Source organism: Providencia rettgeri, assembly GCF_013702265.1.
Classification (GTDB): Bacteria; Pseudomonadota; Gammaproteobacteria; order Enterobacterales; family Enterobacteriaceae; genus Providencia; species Providencia zhijiangensis.
On record NZ_CP059348.1, the window covers coordinates 2914598 to 2939260 of the forward strand.

Genomic DNA, 24663 nt, shown 5'->3' on the forward strand with positions numbered 1-24663 from the left:
AGAGGAATATGCTAGTGTTATCTTGGAATGAATTGAATCAATCTAGCTTACAACTGTTCTATCATTTGGCAAAACTGCGTTTTCATCCATTGATGGCCTTTATCTCGCGCCGTCGATTCATGCCACGTTAAATAACATGGGCGGGAATTATCTTCCCAAGGCAATGATAAAGTACGTAGTTGCAGTTGACTTGCATGGTGTTCCACTAACCATTTAGGTGCAATCGCCACTAAATCTGTTTGTGCCACAATGTTCAATACACTGTTTAAGTCAGTTCCTTGATAACTAACAGTGTGTGAAAGTTCCGTATTATGGTAATACAGTTTGCTAAATGACCCGATATTATCCATTGCCATAATAGCGTGTCTTTCATTCACTAACATTTCTTGATTAATGGTACTTTCGATTCTTGGATGGTGATTCGCTACGACTAAAACTAATTCATCATTAAATAAAATCTGATGTTGATATTCGGGTTTTTCGAATTGATTATAGCCCAAGAAGAAATCTATCTCTTGATACTTTAATTGATGCGCTATGTTATTCCCTAAAAAAGAATGAATGAAAACTTGAATATTTGGCGATGCAATTTTAAATTTATCAACAATTATTACCGCTAAGCGAATATCCAATGGAGAGCAAATAGATAAGTTAAATGCTCTTTCGCTTTGCTTAGGATCAAATCCTGCGCCTGGTAATTCATTATGCACCAATTGAAGCGCTTGTCTTACTGGCCCAAATAATTGTTTAGCACGCGAAGTTGGTTGAATACCACGCCCATAACGAACAAATAATTCGTCATTGAACATAGATTTTAAACGGGATACGGCGTTACTTACTGCAGGCTGAGACATACCGAGAACTTGTGCTGCACGAGTGACATTTTGCATTTGCATCACAACATCAAAAACAGTTAATAAGTTCAAATCAACATTACGCAGATGAATATCGCTACTTTCTTTTTTTGCTGTTGAGATCGTATCAAAATCAGTCATTTTTAACTCCACTAAATATATTTATCATTTTTAATTAATGAACATAATTCATCAAAGCAATATTGACGAAAAATATAAAATCATTAAATATTATTTTTAAAACAACTTATACATGATAAGTTATTTCGCTTTCCCTGCATTTATTAAAACGACGCTTCTATTCTTTTTGCCCATAAATTAGAATCGAGGTATAGATATCATCATAAAATGCAAATATTCATCAGTGTAATGGGTGCGTGTAACTTATTAAAGTCAGCATCATTTCGATAAAAATAATAAAACAAATTCAAGAATAAATCATAATAAATCTCTTCTATAAACGCGCTTGAATCTCATTATCAGATTAATTTTTAATTATTTATTTATTAGATAATTAACCTTATTTGAAGCATAGCCATCATCAATACCAACAAAGACTTTTATCTAACTTCTGCATACTTTCATTACATAAACATAATAAAAATCATTACGTTATAAAAACATCATCATGTCATTAATTTTTAGACGAAATTTTAGCCTACTTTTAACTGCCTGATATAGACAAAAACATCATAAAAATTATAAATATCAGACGCAAACTCCAATAATCGATAACAACTCAATTTCGAGCATTTCGCGCTCAAAAAATTAAGTTTGACATCATTATTGAAATCACGTATCAATAAATGCAGATTATTTGAAATTCATAGAGAGACAGTTACCCATGACATTTTCTATCCGCCTACTAAGCCTACTACTACTCGCAGCCAATTTGCGCGGTATGCTTATGGATGGAAAGTAAAACAAATACTGTCCACAAACATAAAGAAGCCCGCGCAACCAGCGGGTTTTTTTATGCCTGCGGCTAGATGGGAATCCAACAAACAGAATTAAAAACAACAAAATTTAGTCTATGAGGAACGCATTATGAGCAACCAAGTTATCATCTTCGATACGACCTTACGTGATGGCGAGCAAGCCTTGCAGGCCAGCTTATCCGTTAAAGAAAAATTACAAATTGCTTTCGCGTTAGAGCGCTTAGGTGTCGATGTTATTGAAGCTGGGTTTCCTGTCTCATCCCCGGGTGATTTTGAGTCTGTTCAAACTATCGCCCGAGAAATCAAAAACAGCCGCATCTGCGCATTAGCACGCTGTGTTGAAAATGATATTGATGTAGCGGCTGAATCCTTGAAAGTGGCTGAAGCATTCCGTATTCATGTGTTCTTAGCGACATCCAATTTGCATATGCAGAAAAAGTTAAACAAAACGTTTGATGGCGTGATGGATATGGCGATCAACTCCATTAAACGCGCACGTCGTTATACCGATGATGTGGAATTTTCGTGTGAAGATGCAGGTCGTACCGATATTGATAACTTATGCCGTATTGTCGAAGCCGCCATTGGTGCTGGCGCGACTACTATTAATATCCCAGATACCGTCGGCTACACGACCCCATATCAATTCGGTGGCATTATCTCTTCTTTATATGAGCGCGTACCTAACATTGATAAAGCCATCATCTCCGTTCATTGCCATGATGACTTAGGCATGTCAGTCGCCAACTCCATCAGCGCCGTTCAAGCCGGAGCTCGCCAAGTGGAAGGAACGATCAACGGATTAGGCGAACGCGCAGGAAATACCGCGTTAGAAGAAGTGATCATGGCGATTAAATTGCGTGAACAGATGTTAGGTGTGCACACCAATATCAATCACAAAGAAATTTACCGCACCAGCCAGTTAGTCAGCCAGTTATGCAATACCCCAATTCCTGCCAATAAAGCGGTTGTGGGTAGCAACGCATTCGCGCATTCATCAGGGATCCACCAAGATGGCGTGTTAAAGAATCGCGAAACATACGAAATCATGACCCCTGAATCCATCGGCTTGAAAGAGCAACAATTGAATTTAACCTCTCGTTCAGGTCGTGCAGCGGTTAAACACCGCATGGAAGAGATGGGTTATAGCGAAGGTAAAGATTTTAATTTAGACGAGTTGTATACCGCATTCTTGAACTTAGCGGATAAAAAAGGACAAGTATTCGATTATGACTTAGAAGCTTTAGCCTTTTTCGCGAAACAACAAGATGAAACTGACCATTTTGTCATGGATTACTTTAGTACACAGTCGGGTTCAAGCATTGTGGCCACTGCAACCGTCAAAATGCAGTGTGGTGAAACAGAAAAATCAGAAGCGGCAACCGGAAATGGCCCTGTTGATGCCATCTACCAAGCGATTAGTAAAATCACCAACTACCCAATGAAATTGGTTTCTTACCAATTGTCTGCAAAAGGTCAGGGGGAAAATGCCTTAGGACAAGTGGACATCGTCGCTGAATGTTTTGGCCGTCGTTTCCACGGTATGGGATTGGCGACGGATATCGTTGAGTCATCAGCAAAAGCGATGGTGCACGTGTTGAATAGCATTTGGCGTGCAGAACAAGTCAAAAAAGAAAAACAAAAAATCTCTGACCAAGAGTCACAAATTAATACAAAGGAAGCGGTGTAAACATGTCTACGAATTTTAATATTGCGGTATTAGCGGGCGATGGAATCGGCCCTGAAGTGATGGCTCAAGCTCATAAAGTATTGAACGCGATTAGTAAGCGATTTGCTATCACCATTTCAACTAAAGAATATGATGTGGGCGGCGCTGCCATTGATAATCACGGAGAGCCATTACCGCAAGCGACAGTCAAAGGTTGTGAAGAGGCTGATGCCGTATTATTCGGCTCAGTGGGTGGCCCAAAATGGGAACATTTACCGCCAGATAGCCAGCCAGAACGCGGTGCATTATTGCCATTACGCAAACATTTTAAATTATTCAGCAATTTACGCCCGGCTCGTTTATACCAAGCATTAGAAGCATTTTGCCCATTACGCGCAGACATTGCTGCTCAAGGGTTTGATATTTTATGCGTCCGTGAATTAACGGGTGGGATTTACTTTGGTCAGCCAAAAGGCCGTAAAGGCGAAGGCGCTGAAGAATATGCGTTCGATACCGAGGTTTATCACCGCTATGAAATTGAACGCATTGCCCGCATTGCCTTTGAATCTGCTCGTAAACGTAGCCATAAAGTGACTTCAATTGATAAAGCTAACGTTTTACAAAGCTCCGTATTATGGCGCGAAGTGGTTAACCAAATTGCCAAAGAGTACCCAGATGTTGAAGTGAACCATATGTATATCGATAACGCCGCGATGCAGATGATCAAAGCCCCTTCTCAGTTTGATGTGGTGCTGTGCTCGAACTTATTCGGTGACATTATTTCCGATGAGTGCGCGATGATCACAGGCTCGATGGGTATGTTGCCTTCAGCTAGCTTAAACGCCGATGGCTTTGGCTTGTACGAGCCCGCAGGCGGTTCAGCGCCAGATATCGCAGGCAAAAATATTGCCAACCCAATTGCACAAATTTTGTCGGCATCCATGTTATTGCGTTTTAGTTTGAATCAAACGGAAGCGGCTGATGCCATCGAAAGCGCGGTGAATAAAGCATTAGAAAATGGCTATCGCACTGCGGATTTAGCGGGCAATGGTCAATCAATCAGTACCAGTGAAATGGGTGACATTATCGCTCGTTATATTGAAGAAGGGGTTTAACATGTCGAAGACTTTATACCAAAAATTATATGACGCTCACGTTATCCGTGAGGTTGAAAACGAAATCCCTTTAATTTATATCGATCGCCATCTGGTACATGAAGTGACTTCACCGCAAGCGTTTGATGGTTTAAGAACCAAAAATCGCCCGTTGCATCAACCAAGCAAAACATTTGCAACCATGGATCATAACGTGTCAACGCAGACTAAAGATATCAATGCCTGCGGTGATATGGCGCGAATTCAGATGCAAGAGTTGATGAAAAACTGCGAAGAATTCGGCGTGACTTTATATGATTTAAATCACCCATATCAAGGTATTGTCCATGTGATGGGGCCAGAGCAAGGCATCACTTTACCGGGGACAACCATCGTTTGTGGTGATTCTCATACTGCCACTCACGGTGCATTCGGCGCATTAGCTTTTGGGATTGGGACATCCGAAGTTGAACACGTCATGGCGACCCAAACCTTGAAACAAGCGCGTGCCAAAACCATGAAAATTGAAGTGATTGGTAAAGCACCTGCAGGGATTACCGCAAAAGATATCGTTTTAGCCATTATCGGTACCACGGGTAGCGCAGGTGGAACGGGCTACATTGTCGAATTCTGCGGTGATGCAATTGAAGATTTGAGCATGGAAGGTCGCATGACCGTCTGTAACATGGCGATTGAGTTAGGCGCTAAAGCTGGCATTATCGCTCCTGATGAAACTACTTTTAATTATATGAAAGGTCGCCAATTTGCACCGAAAGGCCAAGATTGGGATGATGCTGTCGCGTATTGGAAAACGTTAAAAACCGATGATGATGCGAAGTTCGACAAAGTGATCACCATCCAAGCTGAGACTATTGCACCGCAAGTGACTTGGGGTACTAACCCGGGGCAAGTGATCGCGATTAACCAACCGATCCCAGCACCTGAATCTTTTACTGACCCCGTCGAGCGAGCTTCTGCAGAAAAAGCCTTGGCGTACATGGGATTGGAATCAGGTATTAAGTTATCTGACGTGAAGATTGATAAAGTCTTTATTGGCTCTTGCACTAACTCACGCATCGAAGATTTACGCGCCGCTGCGGCCATTGCCAAAGGGAAAAAAGTCGCGTCTGGCGTACAAGCCATTGTGGTACCAGGTTCCGGCCCAGTTAAAGCCCAAGCTGAACAGGAAGGTTTGGATAAAATCTTTATGGATGCTGGCTTCGAATGGCGCTTACCGGGCTGTTCAATGTGCTTAGCGATGAACAACGACCGTTTGAATCCGGGTGAACGCTGCGCATCCACCAGCAACCGTAACTTTGAAGGTCGCCAAGGTCGTGCAGGTCGCACCCATTTAGTTAGCCCTGCAATGGCTGCTGCCGCAGCGATTAACGGTCATTTTGCTGATGTTCGTGACATTCAAATCTAAAGGAGAAAACCATGGATAAGTTTATTAAGCATGTTGGGATTGTTGCTCCTTTAGATGCCGCAAACGTCGACACCGATGCGATTATTCCAAAACAATTTTTGCAGAAAGTGACTCGCACAGGCTTTGGTCAGCACTTATTTAATGACTGGCGTTTTTTAGATGATAAAGGCCAGCAACCTAATCCTGATTTTGTCTTGAACAAACCAGTATTTAAAGGCGCTAGCATTCTGTTAGCCCGTGAAAACTTTGGTTGCGGTTCATCTCGTGAACACGCACCTTGGGCACTGACCGATTTCGGTATCCAAGTGGTGATTGCGCCAAGTTTCGCTGATATTTTCTACGGTAACTCGTTTAATAACCAACTGTTGCCAATTAAATTAAGCGAGCAGCAAGTGGATGAGATGTTCAATTATGTGAACCAGCATGAAGGTTGCCAGTTCACTGTCGATTTAGAAGCGCAAACCGTCACCGCTGGTGATAAAGTTTATGCTTTCGAAATTGACAGCTTCCGCCGTCATTGCATGATGAATGGCTTAGACAGCATTGGTTTGACGTTACAGCACGTTGACCAAATCAAGGATTACGAGCAAAAGCTCCCCGCCTTTATGAATTAATCCCCAGCCCACTTCGGTGGGCTTTTTCTTGCCTATTTGTATTCATAAAAGTAGAACTCAACTCCAACAAACCACGCCTACCAATAAATCCTTCCCCATTAATTCCTAATATGCAATTATTCAATTAATTGCCTCTTTATATTTTTCAAAATAGTTCGCGTTGTGGCAAGGCGGCAAAATGAGGATATCTCTGGGAGCATACTTTAGTATGTGACCTGAGTAGCCGATTGAAGCCAACGCAGTCACAGCGTGAAATATGAAGAAAAATAGGAGTATACATTAGTATGTGACTTGATTAGCCGAGTGAGGCCAACACAGCCACAGCATGAAATATGAAGAAAAAAAGCCAGTATGCATTCACATACCGGCTGGTAAATATATACCATTACTCAATAAAAGGGGGAGTAAACCTGCAACAGACAGGTCAATAGAGCTACTTACTGCCCCCTATTATCTACGGAATATAGGATATTAAAATTGATGCAATTTATTCTGGAGTTCCTCTTTTATGTCTAATTCTCGATTACAAACGCAATTTGTACGCTTGTGGCAGCACTTTCAGGGAAAAAACAGTGAAACCACATTGCAAGATATTGCCGATATTTTGTTTTGCTCTCGCCGTCATGTTCGTACCCTGCTCAATAATATGCAGTCCCATGGTTGGCTCAGTTGGCAAGCAGAATCGGGACGAGGAAAACGCTCCGCATTAATTTTTCATATCAATGGCTTAGAACTACAACAGGCGCAGGCTGAACAGCTGTTAAAAGAAGAAAGTATTGAAAAACTTGTGGCTCTCGTGGGCGATAAAGAGACTATCCGCCAAATGGTCTTATCGGAGCTTGAGCGCAGTTATCGACAAGGTAAAAACTTACTGCGCATCATTTATTACCGTGATTTTCCTAATTTACTTCCCGGCACCCCAATGCGCCGCTCTGAAATCCACTTAATGAGTCAGATATTTAATGGATTAACTCACTTAAATGAGGAAAAAGGGGAAGTAGAAGATGGTATTGCTCACCACTGGCAAGCCATTAACGAGCAACATTGGCGCTTTTATTTACGTCCGGCTATCTATTTTCATCATGGACGTGAAATGCAAGTGGAGGATATTATCCACTCTTTATTACGATTAAAGCAGTGCTGGCCGCTGTTCTCACATATTCACTCGGTCACCTCCTCGCAACCTTACGTGATTGATGTCCATCTGAGCCATCCTGATACGCAATTTCCTTGGTTACTGGGCAGCCCACATGCCGCCATTCTCCCGAAAGAGTGGGAAACCATCAGCGGCTTTAGTCAGCGCCCTATTGGTACGGGTCCTTATGAAGTCGAAACCAACATCCCGCAAAAACTCACCATCAGCGCTTTTGACCGCTATTTTGGCTATCGTGCCTTGTTGGATGAGGTGACTATTTGGGTGGTTCCCGAGCTTTCTGAGCAGATGGTGTGTACCACCTTAAAGATGGATGGTGATAAACGCCACAATGACTCTCTCGAAAGCCGCATGGAGGAAGGTTGCTATTTTTTGTTATTCGACCAACGCTCCGACATTTCTCAACGGGAAGATGTGCGTAAATGGCTGTGTAGCTTTTTAACCCCCGTCAACCTACTAGCGCACTGTGAATCCTTCTATCAACGCCACTGGGCGCCTGCTTATGGATTACTGCTTCATTGGCATCACAGTAAAATGCTCTCCCAGCGAACCAAACCTGAAGACTTAACCGAACTAACGGTCACCTTTTATCGCCATCATCATGAATTTTATGCCATCAGCCAAATCATGAAGCGAGTGTTAGAAACCCAAGGAGTAGAGCTTAAAATTAACATCGTTGATTATGATGATTGGTTTAACGGGGATGCAAAGAGCGATATTTGGCTCTCCACTGCCAACTTTTATAAACCTCTTGAATTTTCTATCTTCGCCACGTTGTACGAAATGCCGCTATTGCGTCAGTGTTTAGGAAAAACCCTCGATGAAGAGTTACAGTTGTGGCGCCAGCAAAAATTGGATGTGGAATCTTGGTGCGAGAGCTTGATTGATTCTCAAGTCTTCCACCCCATTTTTCATCACTGGTTAGAGTTACAAGGTCAAAGAACGATGCGAGGTGTTCGTATGAATACCTTTGGCTGGTTTGACTTTAAATCAGCTTGGTTTAAGCCAACTGAGGATAATACACAGAATTGATGATAGTTATAAACAGTTAGAGTGAGTAAAATGGATTTTATTCACTTTTTCTGTGGATATCCATGTGAACAACCAGATAGTAATCAGGGTATATCCCAACTATTCATTTCTAACAAAAAACCACACTAAAAAATAAAACATTATAAATCATAGCAATAAGTGAATTTCACATGAGATATCCACTGTAAGTTTCCCCCTCTTTTTTTGTTAGGAGTTCAACTGAGCAAAGATCAATCAATGCATGTTTTATCCACAAGGAATGTACTTAACTTACCCGCTTTTTGTGACGAGCTTCAATAAATGACATTAGTCAAGGCTGTAAATTCACACAGTAATCGCAGTTTTTCACAGTTATCCAGAAATCCTGTGGATAACCTAGTGCATGAGCCTGTGATTATCTTGGGATGAAGTTGAATAACCCTAAATATTCATAATCCCGTCTGTGATTATTATCTAATATCCATATATATATCATGAAGTTAAATACGGTGACTAAAAAGTGTTATACTCACCCTATCTTGCGACCATTTCCTTGGTTATTTTTTAAACACAATCAAATTCTGTCGACTATGTCCTTTATACCGCCTTCACCACCAGAAAATGAAACCGTCTTATTAGCGCGAGCCCAAGCCCTTGCAGGCTATACGCTTGGTGAGTTAGCAACTATTGCAGGCATCCCAATCCCCCCCGATCTTAAACGAGATAAAGGCTGGGTCGGGACACTGTTAGAGTATTTTTTAGGTGCGACCGCAGGCAGTAAAGCCGAACAAGATTTTGCAGATATTGGCGTCGAGCTTAAAACAATTCCAATCGATCGCCATGGCGTACCATTAGAGACGACGTTTGTTTCTGTCGCGCCACTTACGGGCAATAGCGGCCTGACATGGGAAAATAGCCATGTGCGCCGAAAATTATCTCGCATTCTGTGGTTTCCGATTGAAGGTGAACGCCAAATTCCACTTGCCCAGCGCCGTATTGCAAACCCGCTGATTTGGAGCCCTTCTGCGCTTGAAGAACAACTTTTACGCCAAGATTGGGAAGAGTTAATGGATTTAATTGTGCTGGGAAAAGTCGAAACCATCACCGCTCGTCACGGACAAGTTCTACAAATTCGTCCCAAAGCGGCGAATAATAGAGCGCTAACCGAAGGTATTGGTGAATTTGGGCAGCCAATAATGACATTACCGAGAGGTTTCTATTTAAAAAAAGATTTTACAGGTCCATTATTAGCGCGGCACTTTAACCTCGGTTAATCAGTCAAGGTATCGCCTGTGCCAAACAGACGATTTTTTATTCCATTTTTAAGGCAACAAGATGTTTGAGTGGTTCTTAGATCCCCATGCTTGGATGGCATTGGCAACATTAACAATTTTGGAAGTCGTACTGGGTATCGACAATATTATTTTCTTAAGTATTGTCGTCAGCAAATTACCCGCTCATCAACAAAATAGTGCCAGACGTATTGGGTTAATCGCAGCGATGGGCATGCGCTTAGCACTGCTAGCGTCCATTGCTTGGCTCGCACGCCTCACCACGCCACTTTTCACATTAGCTGAACATACCGTTTCCGCCCGCGACTTAATTTTGTGTGCCGGTGGCTTATTCCTCATTTGGAAATCCAGTCAGGAGATTTTCGATACCATTGAAGGGGAAGACGATGATGGAATAGCCCAGAAAAAAGTGACTTCATTCTGGGGAGCCATTATGCAAATCGCAATTTTAGATATTATCTTCAGTTTAGATTCGGTGATCACCGCCGTGGGGCTATCTGACCATCTGTTTATTATGATGGCAGCTGTGATTATGGCGGTCATGATCATGATGTTCGCCGCGAAACCTATTGGTGATTTTGTGGAGCGTTACCCTTCCGTCAAAATCCTCGCACTCTCTTTCTTGATCCTTGTGGGCTTCACTCTGTTACTTGAAAGTGTTCAGGTACATGTATCAAAAGGCTATATCTATTTTGCTATGTTCTTCTCCATGTCAGTGCAAATGCTTAATATTCTGCGCAGCAAAAAGTGGAAAATAAAAAACAAGCATTAGATAAAAAATACACAGTCATAGCCAACTTAACGTAAGGCGTCCTTTGCTGCAGCAATAGCGCCTTCCACCGCTTTTTTAGCTTGAGGGCTATTTTTCCAACAACTTGATCCCGTTAGTGCCGCGCCCGAAATTAAAATTTCATCGTAAGAAGCTTCACTTAACTGCGCTAAAGATGAAAACCCCATTTGTTCTAATCGGCTAATCACTGTTGGTCCAACTCCCTTCACCGCTAAGAGAATTTGCTTTTCTGAGTCTGAAAATGGCATAAATTATCCTTTTGGCTGTAAAATAGCCGTAATTGAGCGTATATTTTGCAATTAACCTATTTCTTAATTTAAAATTCTGAGCTGTCTATAACAGGTTGAGTTACCTGCCCTACAAATCTGTTTTAGCAAATAGGAAATAACAACGGTAAAGTCATTGACGACTCGCGATAGAAACTAACATGTCGCACTAAAAATTCTATCTTGTAGGTATTTATTATGTATAGCAACAAAATATCCAATACTCGCCATATGTCGATGACATTATCTGATGGGCGACTTTTGTGTTGGTATGAATCTGGCCCTGAACAGGGGTTCCCCGTGATTTTTTGTACTGGCGCAGGGATGAGCGGTACACTGGGCTTTGGCATTGACCGTCTTGAAGAGCTAAATATACGCTTGATAACCCCTGAGCGTGCCGGACTCGGTCAATCCACCTTTGATGAGCATAAATCCCTACAACGCTTTGCTCAAGATATTCAAGAACTTCTGAATGCTCAAAAACTGCCGTCATTTTCCGTTGTCGGTTTTTCTCAAGGTGCCGTTTTCGCCATGGCACTCGCCAGCTACGCCTCCCCTGTTTCTTTATCGCTTGTGTCAGGACAAGACCAATTTGAGTTTCCTGCAACCCGTGCGCAATTAAAACAAGATGTGGTTAATATGCAGGAGCAAGCCATTCATACCCCTGATGCTTTATCGGAATGGTTGATGCGCAATGTGACCTCACAATGGTTACTGGCATTTATTCTTAACTGTAGTGCAGAGATAGACCAGCAGGTTTATAGCGAAGAGAGCTTCTTAACCGCCTACAGTGACTGTATGGAACGTGCATTTATGCAAGGTAACCAAGGCTATGTTCAAGATCTCTTAATCGCCCTGCAGCATTGGCAGTTCAATCCTGAAGATATCCACTGCCCTGTCGCACTGTGGTATGGCGAGCAAGATGTGAGTACCGTGCATTCACCTGATTTTGGTAAAACACTGGCTCAGCGTTTTCCTGATAGCGAACACTTTTTGTTCTCTCATGAAGGCGGCTCAGTTCTGTGGACACAAGCCTATTCCATTCTTGCCCAATTGAAAGAACACAGCCTTTAGGCATAAAAAAAGGTGCCCAATGAAACATTAGGCACCTTAAATAGCGGATTAAAACTTACTTTTTAGACGCTTGGATATATAACAGTTCCAATGCAATCGTCGCTGCGGCTAATGCCGTAATTTCTGATTGGTCATAGGCTGGAGCCACTTCCACCACATCCATCCCAACAATATTCAGTGACTTAATTCCACGCAGCAGTTTTAACGCTTTATCAGATGTTAAACCACCAATCACTGGCGTACCGGTTCCTGGTGCAAATGCAGGATCCAGACAGTCAATATCAAATGTCAGATAAACAGGCATATCACCCACGATCTGTTTGATCTGAGCAACCATGTCATCCACACCACGATCATTCGCTTGAGCCGCATCCAATACCGTGAAACCGTTGTCAGAATCATGCTCAGTACGAATACCAATCTGCACAGAATGATTTGGGTCGATCAAACCTTCTTTTGGCGCATGATAGAACATGGTGCCGTGGTCATACAGGCTGCCATTGCCGTATGTGTCAGTGTGCGCATCAAAATGCACTAACGCCATTTTACCGAAGTGTTTCGCATGGGCGCGCAGTAATGGCAATGTCACAAAGTGGTCGCCACCAAACGTTAAACAGCGTTTACCGGATTCCAACAGCTTTTCAGTGTGAGCTTGCAGCTTGTCGCACATATCTTGCGCATCACCGAAGGCAAACACTACATCGCCGCAGTCAACCACGTTGAGTTTATTCTTTAATTTGAAATCCCATGGCCAACGGTGACTTTCCCACGCTAAGTTTGTTGAAACTTGTCGAATGGCCGCAGGCCCATGACGGCTACCTGCACGCCCGGAAGTTGCCATATCAAATGGAACGCCCGTGATCACCCAATCAGCATCAGAGCTATAGGGTTGAAAATTTAATGGAAAACGTAAAAAACCAAATGCGTTTGAAACCAGTGAATTATCAACCTGATTTCCTAATGTACTATTAATCATCACTGTTCCTTAATCATTCATCTTCTAAGTAAGTGTAACCGTACAACCCACTTTCAAACTCGTTCACAAAATCTTTTTGCAGTTCGTCGCTTAGCCCAGTGCCTTTCACTTGCTCAATAAAGCTTTCTAACAGTACTTCAGGAACCAGCTTCACATATTGCAGCATATCGGCGACTGAATCGCCCTCTTCACTTTGCAGGTAACGAATGCTGCCTTGGCTATCAACCCACACATCGATGGCGGCAGTATCGCCGAATAAGTTGTGCATGTTACCTAAAATTTCTTGGTATGCCCCGATCATAAAGAAGCCAATCATCGGCGGATTTTCTGGATCATACGCTGGCATTGGCATGGTGGTTTCCACCCCATCACCATCAACATAATGATCAATAATACCATCTGAGTCACAAGTGATATCCAGCAATACCGCACGTCTGTCTAACGGCTTATCTAAGCCTTCAATTGGCAAGACTGGGAACACTTGGTCAATTCCCCAAGCGTCTGGCAGTGATTGGAACAGCGAGAAATTCACATAGAATTTATCCGCCATACGCTCTTGCAGCTCATCAATAATTGGGCGATGAGCGCGGTTGCTAGGGTCTAAATCTTGCTGAATACGGCGACAGATATTTAAGTATAGCTCTTCTGCCCATGCGCGTTGTGTTAAGTCCAATACACCATGCGCATACTGAGTATGTGCTTCTTGCAAGTCAAACTGGCTATCGTGCAGCCATTCACGCAGCGAGCGGCTATTACCTTGATGCTGCATGGATTCCCACGTTTCCCATAACGAAACCAGTGAACGTGGCGCATCTTCACTCGGCGGTGTGGTTTTGGTGAATTCGTTACGCTCAACCCCAATCACGTTAGAGACTAACACGGTATGGTGAGCGGTCAATGCACGCCCAGACTCGGTGATCACCGTTGGGTGTGGCAAGTTAAACTCTTCACACGCATCGCCAATCGCCCAAATCACGTTGTTCGCGTATTCGTTCAAGCCATAGTTAACCGAACAATCTGACTGAGAACGCGTACCTTCATAATCAACGCCTAAGCCACCGCCCACGTCAAAGCACTGAATGTTGACACCTAATTGATGCAACTCGACGTAGAAACGGGCAGACTCACGAACCCCTGTCGCGATATCACGAATATTCGCCATTTGAGAACCTAAATGGAAGTGCAATAATTGCAGGCTATCCAAGCGGTTCGCATTGCGTAAAATTTCGACTAATTGCAGAACTTGTGTTGCCGCCAATCCAAATTTAGATTTTTCACCGCCACTCGCCTGCCATTTACCGGAACCTTGGGATGCTAAACGGGCACGAACACCTAAACGAGGCGTCACTTCCAGTTTTTGTGCTTCTTCCAGCACCATCTCGATTTCAGACATTTTTTCGATAACTAGGTACACTTTGTGACCCAGTTTTTCGCCGATTAATGCCAGACGAATATATTCGCGATCTTTATAGCCGTTACACACAATTACAGTGCGAGTGCGACCTGCGTTGGCTAATACTGCCATTAATTCCGCTTTTGAACCCGCTTCTAACCCTAAAGGTTCCCCAGAATTGACCAGCGACTCAATCACACGACGTTGTTGGTTAACTTTAATTGGGTAGACTAAAAAATAGTCCCCTTTATAACCGTAAGATTCGCGCGCACGTTTAAACGCCGCGTTAATTGAACGCAAACGGTGTTGCAAAATTTGAGGGAAACAGAACAGCGCAGGTAAACGTAAATGTTCCTGCTCCTCTTTAACTTGGTAGACTAAATCAGCTAAATCAACAAAGGTGTCAGGGTTTTCAGGATTCGGGCAAACACAGACATTTCCGCGCTCATTCACCTGATAGTAACCACCGCCCCAATACGCAATATTGTAAGTTTGGCGCATCTTGCGAGCGATATTATCATTCATAATAAACTCCTAGTATGGAGGGGTGAGTGATGCGTTCTCCTTCCAGACAAGCAGCGACCAAGCGCATGATGCAACTAGGCAGTAATGTCAGGGAAACAGCGATACTCAGATTGTAATTAAAGTGCTTAGAACTTCTAAACGGTGACAATATATATCCACAGACTTAGCAGACGACTACATTATAGATTACTGGCTAAGTATTATGGATCTATGATAGGTATGACGGTAACTTCGCGATGAAGTCAACATAGACAGGAAAGTAAAAGCCAATGTCACACGGCGATCCGCGTAAGACGGTTGGATACTGTTATTCAGCAGATTATGGATCATCGCCCATTAACCCCCAATATAACTGTTTTCCCCTTAAAAACTTCAATGATTATTATTGAAATTCAACCGGTTATAAACATTCCTGATAGAAAGCAGACTCATGGCTGACCTGCTGGTATATAGCGGGAAATGACAACCATCCGCTACGGTCGCAGTTTATACCTCGAATAGCCCCAAAATGCAAAAGCAAATTATCTAAAATTTCACATTCACGATAAAACTAACTGGATTAGCCATTTATGCGCTTATCATTTTAGGCTGAAAAACAGGTAGAAATTATTCATTGAAAAGTCTAGAATAGCCGTCTAGATGTTAAAACATCCAACTATAATGTTCTTTGAATTCTTAAGGTATTAATCTCATGTCTACACACCTCTTTACTTCTGAGTCCGTATCAGAAGGGCATCCTGATAAAATTGCAGACCAAATTTCTGATGCGGTCCTTGATGCTATTCTTGAACAAGACCCAAAAGCGCGCGTAGCTTGCGAAACCTATGTCAAAACCGGCATGGTCATGGTTGGTGGTGAAATCACTACCAGTGCATGGGTCGATATTGAAGAAATTACGCGTAAAACCGTTCGTGAAATCGGTTATACCAGTTCAGACATGGGCTTTGATGCCAACTCTTGCGCAGTATTAAGCGCAATTGGTAAACAATCACCAGATATCAACCAAGGTGTTGACCGTGCAGATCCTTTAGAACAAGGTGCTGGCGACCAAGGTCTAATGTTTGGTTATGCAACTAACGAAACTGACGTATTAATGCCTGCACCGGTGACTTATGCACACCGTTTAGTGCAGCGCCAAGCTGAAGTTCGTAAAAATGGCACACTGCCATGGTTACGCCCAGATGCGAAAAGCCAAGTCACCTTCCAATACGATGACAACAAAATTGTCGGTATTGACGCGGTAGTTCTGTCCACACAGCACTCAGAAGATATTGACCAAAAAGCTTTACACGAAGCGGTTATGGAAGAGATCATCAAGCCGGTTCTGCCAGCTGAATGGTTATCTCCAGCGACTAAATACTTCATCAACCCAACAGGTCGTTTCGTTATCGGCGGACCAATGGGTGACTGTGGTTTAACTGGTCGTAAAATTATCGTTGATACCTACGGCGGTATGGCACGTCACGGTGGTGGGGCATTCTCTGGTAAGGATCCATCAAAAGTTGACCGTTCTGCTGCTTATGCTGCGCGTTATGTTGCAAAAAACATCGTTGCTGCAGGTTTAGCCGACCGTTGTGAAATCCAAGTTTCTTACGCTATCGGTGTCGCAGAGCCTACCTCTATCATGGTAGAAACGTTCGGTACGGGTAAAGTTGACGAAGCATTGCTTGTGAAATTAGTCCGCGAATTCTTTGACTTACGTCCTTACGGTCTAATTCAAATGCTGGATTTATTACACCCAATGTACCAGCAAACTGCGTCTTACGGTCACTTTGGTCGCCCACAATTCCCATGGGAAAAAACCGACAAAGCGGCACAACTGCGCGAAGCTGCTGGCCTGTAATTTTCGCTGGCGTCATTGACGCTAGGCGCAAAAATCAGCTTAATAAAAGCTCATCTTAATGATGGGCTTTTTTATATCTAAAATTGCTCACTAAAGTGATGAGTCAAATAACCCTTATATTCGCCTCATTTTTTGGGTAGAATAAGCTCAGTATTCACCTCATCGGAGCGCAACATGTGGATTTGGGAACAACCTAATTGGCCTACCTTTACCTATGATCAAACGCAGTTACAACCATTACTGCGTGATGTTGTTTTTCTTCAAGGCAAACTGAATGGTCGATGCGATACCTTTGATATCCGCCAACACGTATTGGATAACATCCTCGCCAATATCATTTATTCCAGTGATATTGAAGGCGAAAAGCTCGATGCACGTTCCGTACGTTCTTCCCTTGCTAACCATTTGGGTATTTCCGATGATGCCCCTTTCCCGATAGATCAAAAAACACAAGGCTTAGTTGAATCCGCCTTAGATGCGATTAACAATCTTGAAGAGCCTTTAACTGCTGAACGGCTGTGCCAATGGCATGCATTGATGTTTCCATCGAATGAAAGTCTGTTTAATAAAATTGCCGTTGGGTGTTTTAGGACTAATTCAATACAAGTCATCTCTGGGCGATTAGACAAGCCCACTATTCATTTTGAAGCGCCGCCAGCAGAGCAAGTTCCTCACGAAATTGAGCAATTTCTGTCGTGGTTTAACCGCAGCCACCATGATTCGACATTAGACCCCATTCTTCGCGCTGGCATTGCCCATTTATGGTTTCTTACTATTCACCCTTTCGATGATGGAAATGGTCGTATTGGGCGTTTAATCATGGATTTAGCCTTAGCTCAAGCCGAAAAAACTACGGTTAGGCTGTATGCAATGTCTCAATGTATCAATGAACAAAAAAAGCAATATTATCAAATACTCGAACAATCCCAACGTGGAAATGTTGACCTCACCCAATGGCTGATTTGGTTTATTAGCACACTGCGTAGCGCCATCAATGAAACCTTACAACAGATCCAATTAACTATTGAAAAAACAAAATATTGGAGTCGTTTTGACCAACGTATTTTGCGCCCAGAGCAGTTAAAAGTGCTAAATAGGATGCTGGATGGTGACTTTGCTGAGGGGATCAATAACCGCCAATATATGGCTGTGGGAAAAGTGAGTCGCTCAAGTGCCACACGCCATTTATCAGAGCTTGTCGAGCACGGCTTCCTTGAGGAAGGCGCTAGCGGTGGACGCAGTACACGATATCGCTTAAGCCAAGAACCGCTATTTACGGGGTCATGGTGTTAAATTGATAGGGTTAAATTGATGAGTCAATTAACGGTTATATTCGCCTCATTTTCTGGGTCGAATAATCCCATTAATTGACTCATTAGTCTTGATGACTTTCTGATGCGTGAAACTTACTTTTCAGTACGTTGAAACAGCTGGAAAATGGCCATTCCCGCTATCATCGCCAGCGTAAACAAAATACCTTGAGTCAGTCCCATACCAGTTAATAAAATGGCAGGCCCCGGGCAAATTCCCCCAAGCCCCCAACCTAAACCGAACAACACGCTGCCTATCACTAATTTTTTATCAATAATTTTACTGCTTGGGATCTGTAATGGGCAATTCAGTATACTGGTTTTGCGCTTTTTCACTAACTGGAATGCGATACCGCTTATCACCATTGCCACTGCCATGGTAACCAACAAAGAGGGATCCCAATTTCCCGTGATATCCAGAAATGCCAAAATTTTTGCGGGATTACCCATACCGGCTAACAGCAAGCCCAGCCCAAATAAAATACCGGAAACTAACGCGATAATGATTGGCATCACTTTATCCTCTTAACCCAAAGTGGTTAATCACAGCGACCGTGATAAAGGCCACCAGCATAAAAATAGCCACCGCAACCATGGAACGACGGGAAAATCTCGCCATGCCACAAATGCCATGTCCACTGGTGCAACCGCTACCTAATCGTGTCCCAAAGCCCACTAACAACCCCGCAGTAATCAGTAATGGCGTACTCGTTGCTATAGTGACTTCTGGCGTATACACAAAGGTAATAAACAGTAATGGTGCAACCAAGATCCCGACAATAAACGCCAGTTTCCACGCCGTATCCCCTTTAGTGGGTTTAAGGACTCCCGCTAAAATCCCGCTGATCCCTGCAATTCGCCCATTAAGAATCAATAATATTGCCACTGCTAAACCAATCAAAACTCCGCCAACTGCCGCAGAGCCTGGCGTAAAATGCACCCAATCAATCGTCATTTTAATTCCCCTTCACTGGACAATAGAGTTGATACAACGTATTGAGTAAGGTAAATAATTTCTCATCTGCAATAGAATAATAGATACGCTTACCTTCCCGACGCGTTGCGACTAATCCTTCATTTCTTAGTACGGTTAACTGCTGCGATAACGTCGGCTGCACAATACCTAGCGAAGCTTCTAAATCGCTCACGCACGCTTCGCCCTGCGTTAATTGGCACAGCAATAATAGTCTGTCTGGGTTCCCTAGTGTTTTTAATAATGACGCAGTTTGCGTTGCTGCTTGGGTCATTGCTAAAAGCAGCTGCTCTGAATTTGGTTGTTCACTCTTTGGCATCATTGGATCCCTTGTTACTTATGTATATTATTATACCTAAAAATAATATATATTTTGATATATTGATTGTCAATTATCACTTGTTAGAACTCTATGACTTCACGTATTCTTGAGGACATGAAAACAATCCGAGTACCCATCCTGCTCCAACAGCGAGTGATGAAAACCCTGCGTGAAAAGCTCGCGTTAGCTGAAGAAAAACTGGAACAGAAATTTCCAGAGCCTTCCATCAACTATAAACAGCGTGGAACCACCGCGGGCAGCGCCTATTTAAAAGATTGGGAAATTCGCGTTAATCCGACGTTGTTAATTGAAAATCCAGATAATTTTGTGGACGAAGTGATCCCCCATGAACTCGCTCATTTACTGGTTTATCGTGTATTTGGACGTAAAGGGGTCGCCCCTCATGGCAATGAGTGGAAATGGATGATGCAGACTGTTTTAGGGGTAACGGCGAAACGGACTCACAACTTTGCAGTGACCAGCGTCAAAAGCCAAACTTTTCGTTATCTTTGTGGTTGCGACACAATTCATGAACTGACCATCAGAAGGCATAACAAAGTTGAACGTGGTGAAAACCAATATTTATGTCGAAAATGCGGGGAAATTCTCAAGCGAGAAATTGAGTCAGCGGCAGAGTGTTAATTCCCTGCCGCATCAAGAGGTAGGACTGAACTTAAGCGAACTCCGTCATCACTAATTTCGCGATTTCAAAGTAAATAATCAAGCCAGTACCATCAATAAATGTCGCGATGAATGGCGCAGAAACTACCGCTGGGTCAACCTTCAGCTTCTTCAGAACCATTGGGATAATAGAAGAAACAATCGCGCTCCACACGGTAATAGCCACAATCGTTAAGCTCACCACGATAGTCACTTCATGACCCACACCTAGGATCCAAGCACGAATTAATGCCGCGCCGCCAATGGTGACAGCCACTAAGAACGAGGTTGAAACTTCTTTTTTCAATACCGCACCGAGGTTACGTAAACTTACTTCCCCCAACGCCATCGCTCTCACGAGTGTCGATGTGATCTGAGTTCCGCTGTTTCCGCCGGTACCAATCAACAATGGAATAAAGAACGCCAGTGATATGGCGGCTTCAAGCTGCTCTTCGAACGCTTTCAGCACGGTTCCAGTATAGGCTTCGGCCACAAACAGCATTAATAACCACACAACACGCTTACGCCATAAAGTGACTGGACTGGTGGTTAAATACGGCTCTTCGAGTGGCGTAGTCGCCCCCTGCAATTGTGCATCGAGGGTATTTTCGTCTTCAATAAGCTCGGCTATATCTTGAGGACGTAATACACCCATTAACTTACCGAACTGAACAACGGGGATCATATCCAAACCGCTATGATTAATTAAATCATAAACATCATGGCGTGATTGTTCAGGGGAAACAGAGAAATAATTGTGGCGCATAATATCCGACACTAATAAATCCTCTGCTGAGGCAAGTAATGATTTAACGGACAGAATTCCATTTAAATAGTTTTCACTATCTACGACAAATAAATACGTTGGAATTTGTTCGCCTTCGAGATGTTCAATAAGACTTTTCTTCACACATGCCACAGAGTCGGCAACCGATACTGGCAAATATGATTGGCTCATATAAGCGTGAACAGTTGAATCATCAATTTTAGTTGGTTGTGATTGATTAGACTTTTGACGAGCGTCTTTCATCGCGGATTGTGCAATAGCTACTGCACCCGCTTTATTCTGGGTAGAAAATGACATTTTTTTAGTCCCTATTACTGTTGTTTACTCAAACAGTACTCACATAGGGGCGAAACCAGATGAGAGAATGCGATTGCTATCTCTTCGTCTCGGTTTTAGCACTATACAACGTATCCTGAATCAATCAGGAAGTTACATGGGGATATACCTTCGGTCGATATATCCTGTCCTAATCTTGGGCGTCTCTCGACGTCGTCAGATCAGTAACCTATGTTTGTATAGGAGCCTCGCCTAACGAGATACTGCACTTTGGATGCGGCGCGAATTATACCCACTGAGTGTTCAATTACCACCCTTTTACCCCGCTCTTTTTTTAATAGCCCACCCTCGTTTAAGTTTTGTTTAAGTTAATGTATATCAAAAATTCAGCGTGTAACCATTTGTAACTTTAATAGAAACTTATATTATTCATAATACATAAAGTCATAATCACGCTATAAATTACTTTATTATTTTTTAATTATCTTTTGCTGCTCAAGTAAATCGATTAATAAACAAAAAAGCCACCTTATTTATATTCATAATAAGATGGCAATTAATGAGGCATTTAAATTTTATATTATCGAAAATCGATTAAGCGATTTCTGTGTCACCTTGTAATTGGCAACTGCACGCTAAAACATAGCCGTTAGCAATTTCGTCTGCGGTTAATGTCATGGTACTGCTGGTTGTATAATTTCCCGAGAGCACTTTGGTTTTACAGCTACCACACACACCCGCGCGACACGCCGCAATTACCGGTTGTTTATTCTGTTCTAACGCAGACAGCAGCGATGTTCCCACGGGTACAGTGAAATTCACTAAACGGTGACGAATTTTTAAGTTCAATACCTCTTCACTCACGGCCTCATCGCCGCCAGTGGTAAAGCGCTCCATAAAGAAGTGCTCTGCTGGCACGCCTAGTGCCTTAGAAAATTCCTGCACATTTTTCATATACGGAACAGGCCCGCAAGTCATTACCACTCGCCCGTGAATATCCGGTACTAACTCCAGCAATTTTTCTTGGCTTAAGCGACCTTGTGCAACACCGCCGTTATCGGGAGTTTCCGGCATGATGCACAACTGCAAACGTTGCGGATATTGCTGAACCAATCTTTGCCACTCACTAGCAAAAATGACCTGCTTTTCATCTCGCACATTAAACAGTACTTTGACATCCGTTTCTGGGCGATTCGCCATCAGCCAGCGAGTCATCGACATGATCGGCGTGACACCGCAGCCTGCCGCTAACATTAAGTATTGGTGGCTTTGAACATTGGCACAAGTAAACTCCCCTTGCGCCTCAGACAGCCAAAGATAATCCCCTGGTTTGACCGCTCCAGTTAGCCAACAAGAGCCTGCTCCCTCGTCTAATCGTCTCACCGTAATGGAGATAAAACGGCTTTGCCCCGGCGATGAAGACAAAGTATAAGCACGCATCACGTCATCACTGTTTTTGATACTCACCAGCGCATACTGTCCCGGTTCATATTGGTAAAAATCATGATTAATCAGGTTAATTGTCCAAACATCTGAGGTTTCCTGCACAATCGAGTGAATTTGCATTCTGTTCGGACATAGGCTTGTTGGCATGGTCATGGGTTACTCCTTGCAAGGGGGAAAGCCGCTTCCCCCTTGGTTTCCATCAAATTACGCAGGCAGGATTTCCGCCAAATCTTGTTCAACCGTGGTAATGCTGCGCATACCGAATTTTTCATTCAGAATATTCAGCAGATTTTCGGTTAAGAAGCCCGGAGCCGTTGGACCGGTGTAAATGTTTTTCACACCCAGAGCAAGCAGGGTTAACAAGATCACAATGGCTTTTTGCTCGAACCAAGAGAGGATCAGGCTCAGCGGTAAGTCATTCACGCCACAACCTAATTTCTCTGCTAAGTTCACCGCTAACATAATGGCAGAATAGGCATCGTTACATTGACCCACATCCAGTAAACGCGGTAAGCCTTCTAAGGTGCCGAAGTCCAGTTTGTTGAAACGGTATTTACCGCAAGCCAACGTTAAAATCAGGCAGTCTTTCGGTACGCTACGAGCGAAATCCGTGTAGTAACTACGTTCACCACGGCTACCATCACAACCACCGACTAAGAATACGTGGCGTAATTTTTTCTGAGCAACGAGATCAATCACCGCATCCGCAGCACCCAGCAGGGTTTGACGACCAAAACCGACAGTAATTTTGTGTTCGATTTCAGTGTATGGGAAGCCTGCCATTTCCTGCGCTTGCGCTATCATTTCAGCAAAACTGTCGCCCGTAATGTGTTTCACGCCCGGCCAGCCCACAATGCTGCGAGTCCAGATACGCGCTTTATATTCACCTACATCAGGGTCGATAATGCAGTTAGAGGTCATTAAAACAGGGCCTGGGAACTTAGCAAATTCCACTTGCTGATTCTGCCAACCACTACCGTAGTTACCCACTAAATGGGCGTATTTTTTCAGTTCAGGGTAACCATGAGCAGGCAGCATTTCACCATGGGTGTAAATATTAATGCCTGTGCCCTCAGTCTGTTCTAACAACATTTTTAAATCTTTCAGGTCGTGACCTGAAATCAAAATACATTTACCAGCAACCGGGCGCACGTTAACTTCCGTTGGAACAGGATGACCAAATTCCCCCGTTTCGCCGGCATCCAGAATTTCCATGATTTTGAAGTTCATCATGCCGATAGCCATTGCATTGTTGAGCAGCTCATTCATATCCGCTGGCAATGTCCCTAACCACGCCATAATTTCATGGTATTGAGCATAAATCTGGTTATCAAATTGACCTAAAACGTGAGCGTGCTCCATATACGCCGCCGCACCTTTCAAGCCATACAGGCACAGCATACGTAAGCCATGAATATCCTCGCCAATTTGCGCTTTATCGATATCTAACGCAAATTGTGCCGCTTGCTGTTGCAGGGTCGCAATATCCTGCCCTGCTAATTGCAGGTTGATCAATGGATGGTTAAATGCCACTGCACTATTCACTGACAGGCAATGTTTGATTAATTTATCACGCAGATAAATGGCTTCACGGGCATAACCGATAATACGTTCAGAATCGAAGTTAACGTTGGTCAATGTAGAGAAGAAAGCGCGCGGTGCGAAACTGTCCACATCATGATCAATAATGCCCAGTTCACGAGCCACCACCGCACTGGCAGATAAGCTTTGCAGGACAGCAACTAATAAATCTTGCAGGTCTGAAGTTTCAGCGGTTTTACCGCACATACCTTGCGAATAAGCGCAGCCATTGGTTGCTGGAGTTCTAATTGTTTGTTCACATTGCACACAATACATGGAGGAAACCTCTTTAAGTTGCATTTCATATACAACATTAAGATTACCCCTTTTAAATAAATAGAAAAGCACCTTAAAATTCTATTTGCAGGTTTGTTGATCTACATTAACTTT

21 protein-coding genes and 1 riboswitch are annotated in these 24663 nt (G+C 43.2%); of the genes, 11 read left to right on the forward strand and 10 right to left on the reverse strand.

The genetic code is table 11. The features are described from left to right. Positions 1-47 precede the first annotated feature (47 nt). A complete protein-coding gene (gene leuO, locus H0913_RS13425) occupies positions 48-995 on the reverse strand; it encodes a transcriptional regulator LeuO (protein ID WP_181477418.1) in 948 nt (315 codons plus the stop codon). Between the two features lie 906 nt (positions 996-1901). Between leuO and leuA the strand changes: the two genes are divergently transcribed. From leuA to H0913_RS13465, 7 genes are all read left to right on the forward strand, one after another. Further along, positions 1902-3482 carry a 2-isopropylmalate synthase gene (gene leuA / locus H0913_RS13435; protein ID WP_154638114.1) on the forward strand — a complete coding sequence of 527 codons (1581 nt, stop codon included), beginning with the start codon at positions 1902-1904 and terminating at the stop codon, positions 3480-3482. A gap of 2 nt (positions 3483-3484) precedes the next feature. After that, positions 3485-4576: a 3-isopropylmalate dehydrogenase gene (leuB, locus tag H0913_RS13440; RefSeq protein ID WP_181477419.1), complete on the forward strand. Its 1092-nt coding sequence runs from the start codon at positions 3485-3487 to the stop codon at positions 4574-4576. A gap of 1 nt (position 4577) precedes the next feature. After that, complete coding sequence (leuC, locus tag H0913_RS13445; RefSeq protein WP_181477420.1) at positions 4578-5981, forward strand: 3-isopropylmalate dehydratase large subunit; 1404 nt, start codon at positions 4578-4580, stop codon at positions 5979-5981. An 11-nt stretch (positions 5982-5992) separates the two neighbouring features. Next, positions 5993-6595: a 3-isopropylmalate dehydratase small subunit gene (leuD, locus tag H0913_RS13450; protein WP_181477421.1), complete on the forward strand. Its 603-nt coding sequence runs from the start codon at positions 5993-5995 to the stop codon at positions 6593-6595. A gap of 508 nt (positions 6596-7103) precedes the next feature. Then, complete coding sequence (sgrR, locus tag H0913_RS13455; protein WP_154602515.1) at positions 7104-8780, forward strand: HTH-type transcriptional regulator SgrR; 1677 nt, start codon at positions 7104-7106, stop codon at positions 8778-8780. Between the two features lie 569 nt (positions 8781-9349). After that, positions 9350-10033: a DNA mismatch repair endonuclease MutH gene (mutH, locus tag H0913_RS13460; protein WP_418055353.1), complete on the forward strand. Its 684-nt coding sequence runs from the start codon at positions 9350-9352 to the stop codon at positions 10031-10033. A 61-nt stretch (positions 10034-10094) separates the two neighbouring features. After that, a complete protein-coding gene (locus H0913_RS13465; protein WP_181477422.1) occupies positions 10095-10823 on the forward strand; it encodes a TerC family protein in 729 nt (242 codons plus the stop codon). A gap of 26 nt (positions 10824-10849) precedes the next feature. Here H0913_RS13465 and H0913_RS13470 read toward each other — a convergent pair whose 3' ends face one another. Beyond that, on the reverse strand, positions 10850-11089 hold the full coding sequence (locus H0913_RS13470) for a helix-hairpin-helix domain-containing protein (RefSeq protein ID WP_154602513.1): 240 nt from the start codon (positions 11087-11089) through the stop codon (positions 10850-10852). Between the two features lie 216 nt (positions 11090-11305). On the opposite strand from H0913_RS13470, the gene H0913_RS13475 reads away from it, so the two are divergent. Next, entirely contained in the window at positions 11306-12181 is an 876-nt protein-coding gene (locus tag H0913_RS13475; RefSeq protein ID WP_154602512.1) for an alpha/beta fold hydrolase, read from the forward strand. Between the two features lie 55 nt (positions 12182-12236). Here the strand turns inward: H0913_RS13475 and speB are convergent, their stop codons facing one another. After that, the gene (gene speB, locus H0913_RS13480) at positions 12237-13157 is read right to left on the reverse strand and encodes an agmatinase (protein WP_154602511.1); all 921 of its coding nucleotides are present in this window, start codon (positions 13155-13157) and stop codon (positions 12237-12239) included. A gap of 13 nt (positions 13158-13170) precedes the next feature. Continuing rightward, complete coding sequence (gene speA / locus H0913_RS13485; protein WP_154602510.1) at positions 13171-15075, reverse strand: biosynthetic arginine decarboxylase; 1905 nt, start codon at positions 15073-15075, stop codon at positions 13171-13173. A gap of 691 nt (positions 15076-15766) precedes the next feature. On the opposite strand from speA, the gene metK reads away from it, so the two are divergent. Both metK and H0913_RS13495 read left to right on the forward strand, forming a co-directional pair. Beyond that, positions 15767-16918 carry a methionine adenosyltransferase gene (metK, locus tag H0913_RS13490; RefSeq protein ID WP_006661136.1) on the forward strand — a complete coding sequence of 384 codons (1152 nt, stop codon included), beginning with the start codon at positions 15767-15769 and terminating at the stop codon, positions 16916-16918. A gap of 174 nt (positions 16919-17092) precedes the next feature. Beyond that, positions 17093-18211 (forward strand): Fic family protein, encoded by a 1119-nt coding sequence (locus H0913_RS13495; protein WP_181477423.1) that lies wholly within the window; start codon positions 17093-17095, stop codon positions 18209-18211. A 113-nt stretch (positions 18212-18324) separates the two neighbouring features. On the opposite strand, the gene H0913_RS13500 is transcribed toward H0913_RS13495, so the two are convergent. From H0913_RS13500 to H0913_RS13510, 3 genes are read right to left on the reverse strand one after another with little or no spacing between them, the layout of a single operon-like run. Next, positions 18325-18741 (reverse strand): DUF6691 family protein, encoded by a 417-nt coding sequence (locus tag H0913_RS13500; protein WP_154602508.1) that lies wholly within the window; start codon positions 18739-18741, stop codon positions 18325-18327. Between the two features lie 4 nt (positions 18742-18745). Continuing rightward, the gene (locus tag H0913_RS13505) at positions 18746-19183 is read right to left on the reverse strand and encodes a YeeE/YedE family protein (RefSeq protein WP_181477424.1); all 438 of its coding nucleotides are present in this window, start codon (positions 19181-19183) and stop codon (positions 18746-18748) included. A 1-nt stretch (position 19184) separates the two neighbouring features. Further along, positions 19185-19520, reverse strand: coding sequence for an ArsR/SmtB family transcription factor (locus tag H0913_RS13510; protein ID WP_154602506.1), 336 nt, complete (start codon positions 19518-19520; stop codon positions 19185-19187). Positions 19521-19637: 117 nt separating this feature from the next. Here H0913_RS13510 and H0913_RS13515 point away from each other — a divergent pair, with 117 nt between their 5' ends. Beyond that, on the forward strand, positions 19638-20165 hold the full coding sequence (locus H0913_RS13515; protein ID WP_154602505.1) for a SprT family zinc-dependent metalloprotease: 528 nt from the start codon (positions 19638-19640) through the stop codon (positions 20163-20165). 31 nt (positions 20166-20196) lie between these two features. On the opposite strand, the gene H0913_RS13520 is transcribed toward H0913_RS13515, so the two are convergent. The 3 genes from H0913_RS13520 to hcp form a co-directional block, all read right to left on the reverse strand. Continuing rightward, a complete protein-coding gene (locus H0913_RS13520; protein ID WP_036951226.1) occupies positions 20197-21267 on the reverse strand; it encodes a magnesium transporter in 1071 nt (356 codons plus the stop codon). A gap of 73 nt (positions 21268-21340) precedes the next feature. Further along, positions 21341-21513, reverse strand: a riboswitch (M-box (ykoK) riboswitch). Positions 21514-21840: 327 nt separating this feature from the next. After that, a complete protein-coding gene (gene hcr, locus H0913_RS13525; RefSeq protein ID WP_154602504.1) occupies positions 21841-22845 on the reverse strand; it encodes an NADH oxidoreductase in 1005 nt (334 codons plus the stop codon). Between the two features lie 51 nt (positions 22846-22896). Further along, a complete protein-coding gene (gene hcp / locus H0913_RS13530; protein ID WP_154602503.1) occupies positions 22897-24549 on the reverse strand; it encodes a hydroxylamine reductase in 1653 nt (550 codons plus the stop codon). Positions 24550-24663 lie beyond the last annotated feature (114 nt).

Bases quoted from the DNA above. Each gene is read 5' to 3' on its own strand.
- leuO (WP_181477418.1), bottom strand. From the start codon at position 995: ATGACTGATTTTGATACGATCTCAACAGCAAAAAAAGAAAGTAGCGAT.
- leuA (WP_154638114.1), top strand. From the start codon at position 1,902: ATGAGCAACCAAGTTATCATCTTCGATACGACCTTACGTGATGGCGAG.
- leuB (WP_181477419.1), top strand. From the start codon at position 3,485: ATGTCTACGAATTTTAATATTGCGGTATTAGCGGGCGATGGAATCGGC.
- leuC (WP_181477420.1), top strand. From the start codon at position 4,578: ATGTCGAAGACTTTATACCAAAAATTATATGACGCTCACGTTATCCGT.
- leuD (WP_181477421.1), top strand. From the start codon at position 5,993: ATGGATAAGTTTATTAAGCATGTTGGGATTGTTGCTCCTTTAGATGCC.
- sgrR (WP_154602515.1), top strand. From the start codon at position 7,104: ATGTCTAATTCTCGATTACAAACGCAATTTGTACGCTTGTGGCAGCAC.
- mutH (WP_418055353.1), top strand. From the start codon at position 9,350: ATGTCCTTTATACCGCCTTCACCACCAGAAAATGAAACCGTCTTATTA.
- H0913_RS13465 (WP_181477422.1), top strand. From the start codon at position 10,095: ATGTTTGAGTGGTTCTTAGATCCCCATGCTTGGATGGCATTGGCAACA.
- H0913_RS13470 (WP_154602513.1), bottom strand. From the start codon at position 11,089: ATGCCATTTTCAGACTCAGAAAAGCAAATTCTCTTAGCGGTGAAGGGA.
- H0913_RS13475 (WP_154602512.1), top strand. From the start codon at position 11,306: ATGTATAGCAACAAAATATCCAATACTCGCCATATGTCGATGACATTA.
- speB (WP_154602511.1), bottom strand. From the start codon at position 13,157: ATGATTAATAGTACATTAGGAAATCAGGTTGATAATTCACTGGTTTCA.
- speA (WP_154602510.1), bottom strand. From the start codon at position 15,075: ATGAATGATAATATCGCTCGCAAGATGCGCCAAACTTACAATATTGCG.
- metK (WP_006661136.1), top strand. From the start codon at position 15,767: ATGTCTACACACCTCTTTACTTCTGAGTCCGTATCAGAAGGGCATCCT.
- H0913_RS13495 (WP_181477423.1), top strand. From the start codon at position 17,093: ATGTGGATTTGGGAACAACCTAATTGGCCTACCTTTACCTATGATCAA.
- H0913_RS13500 (WP_154602508.1), bottom strand. From the start codon at position 18,741: ATGCCAATCATTATCGCGTTAGTTTCCGGTATTTTATTTGGGCTGGGC.
- H0913_RS13505 (WP_181477424.1), bottom strand. From the start codon at position 19,183: ATGACGATTGATTGGGTGCATTTTACGCCAGGCTCTGCGGCAGTTGGC.
- H0913_RS13510 (WP_154602506.1), bottom strand. From the start codon at position 19,520: ATGCCAAAGAGTGAACAACCAAATTCAGAGCAGCTGCTTTTAGCAATG.
- H0913_RS13515 (WP_154602505.1), top strand. From the start codon at position 19,638: ATGAAAACAATCCGAGTACCCATCCTGCTCCAACAGCGAGTGATGAAA.
- H0913_RS13520 (WP_036951226.1), bottom strand. From the start codon at position 21,267: ATGTCATTTTCTACCCAGAATAAAGCGGGTGCAGTAGCTATTGCACAA.
- hcr (WP_154602504.1), bottom strand. From the start codon at position 22,845: ATGACCATGCCAACAAGCCTATGTCCGAACAGAATGCAAATTCACTCG.
- hcp (WP_154602503.1), bottom strand. From the start codon at position 24,549: ATGTATTGTGTGCAATGTGAACAAACAATTAGAACTCCAGCAACCAAT.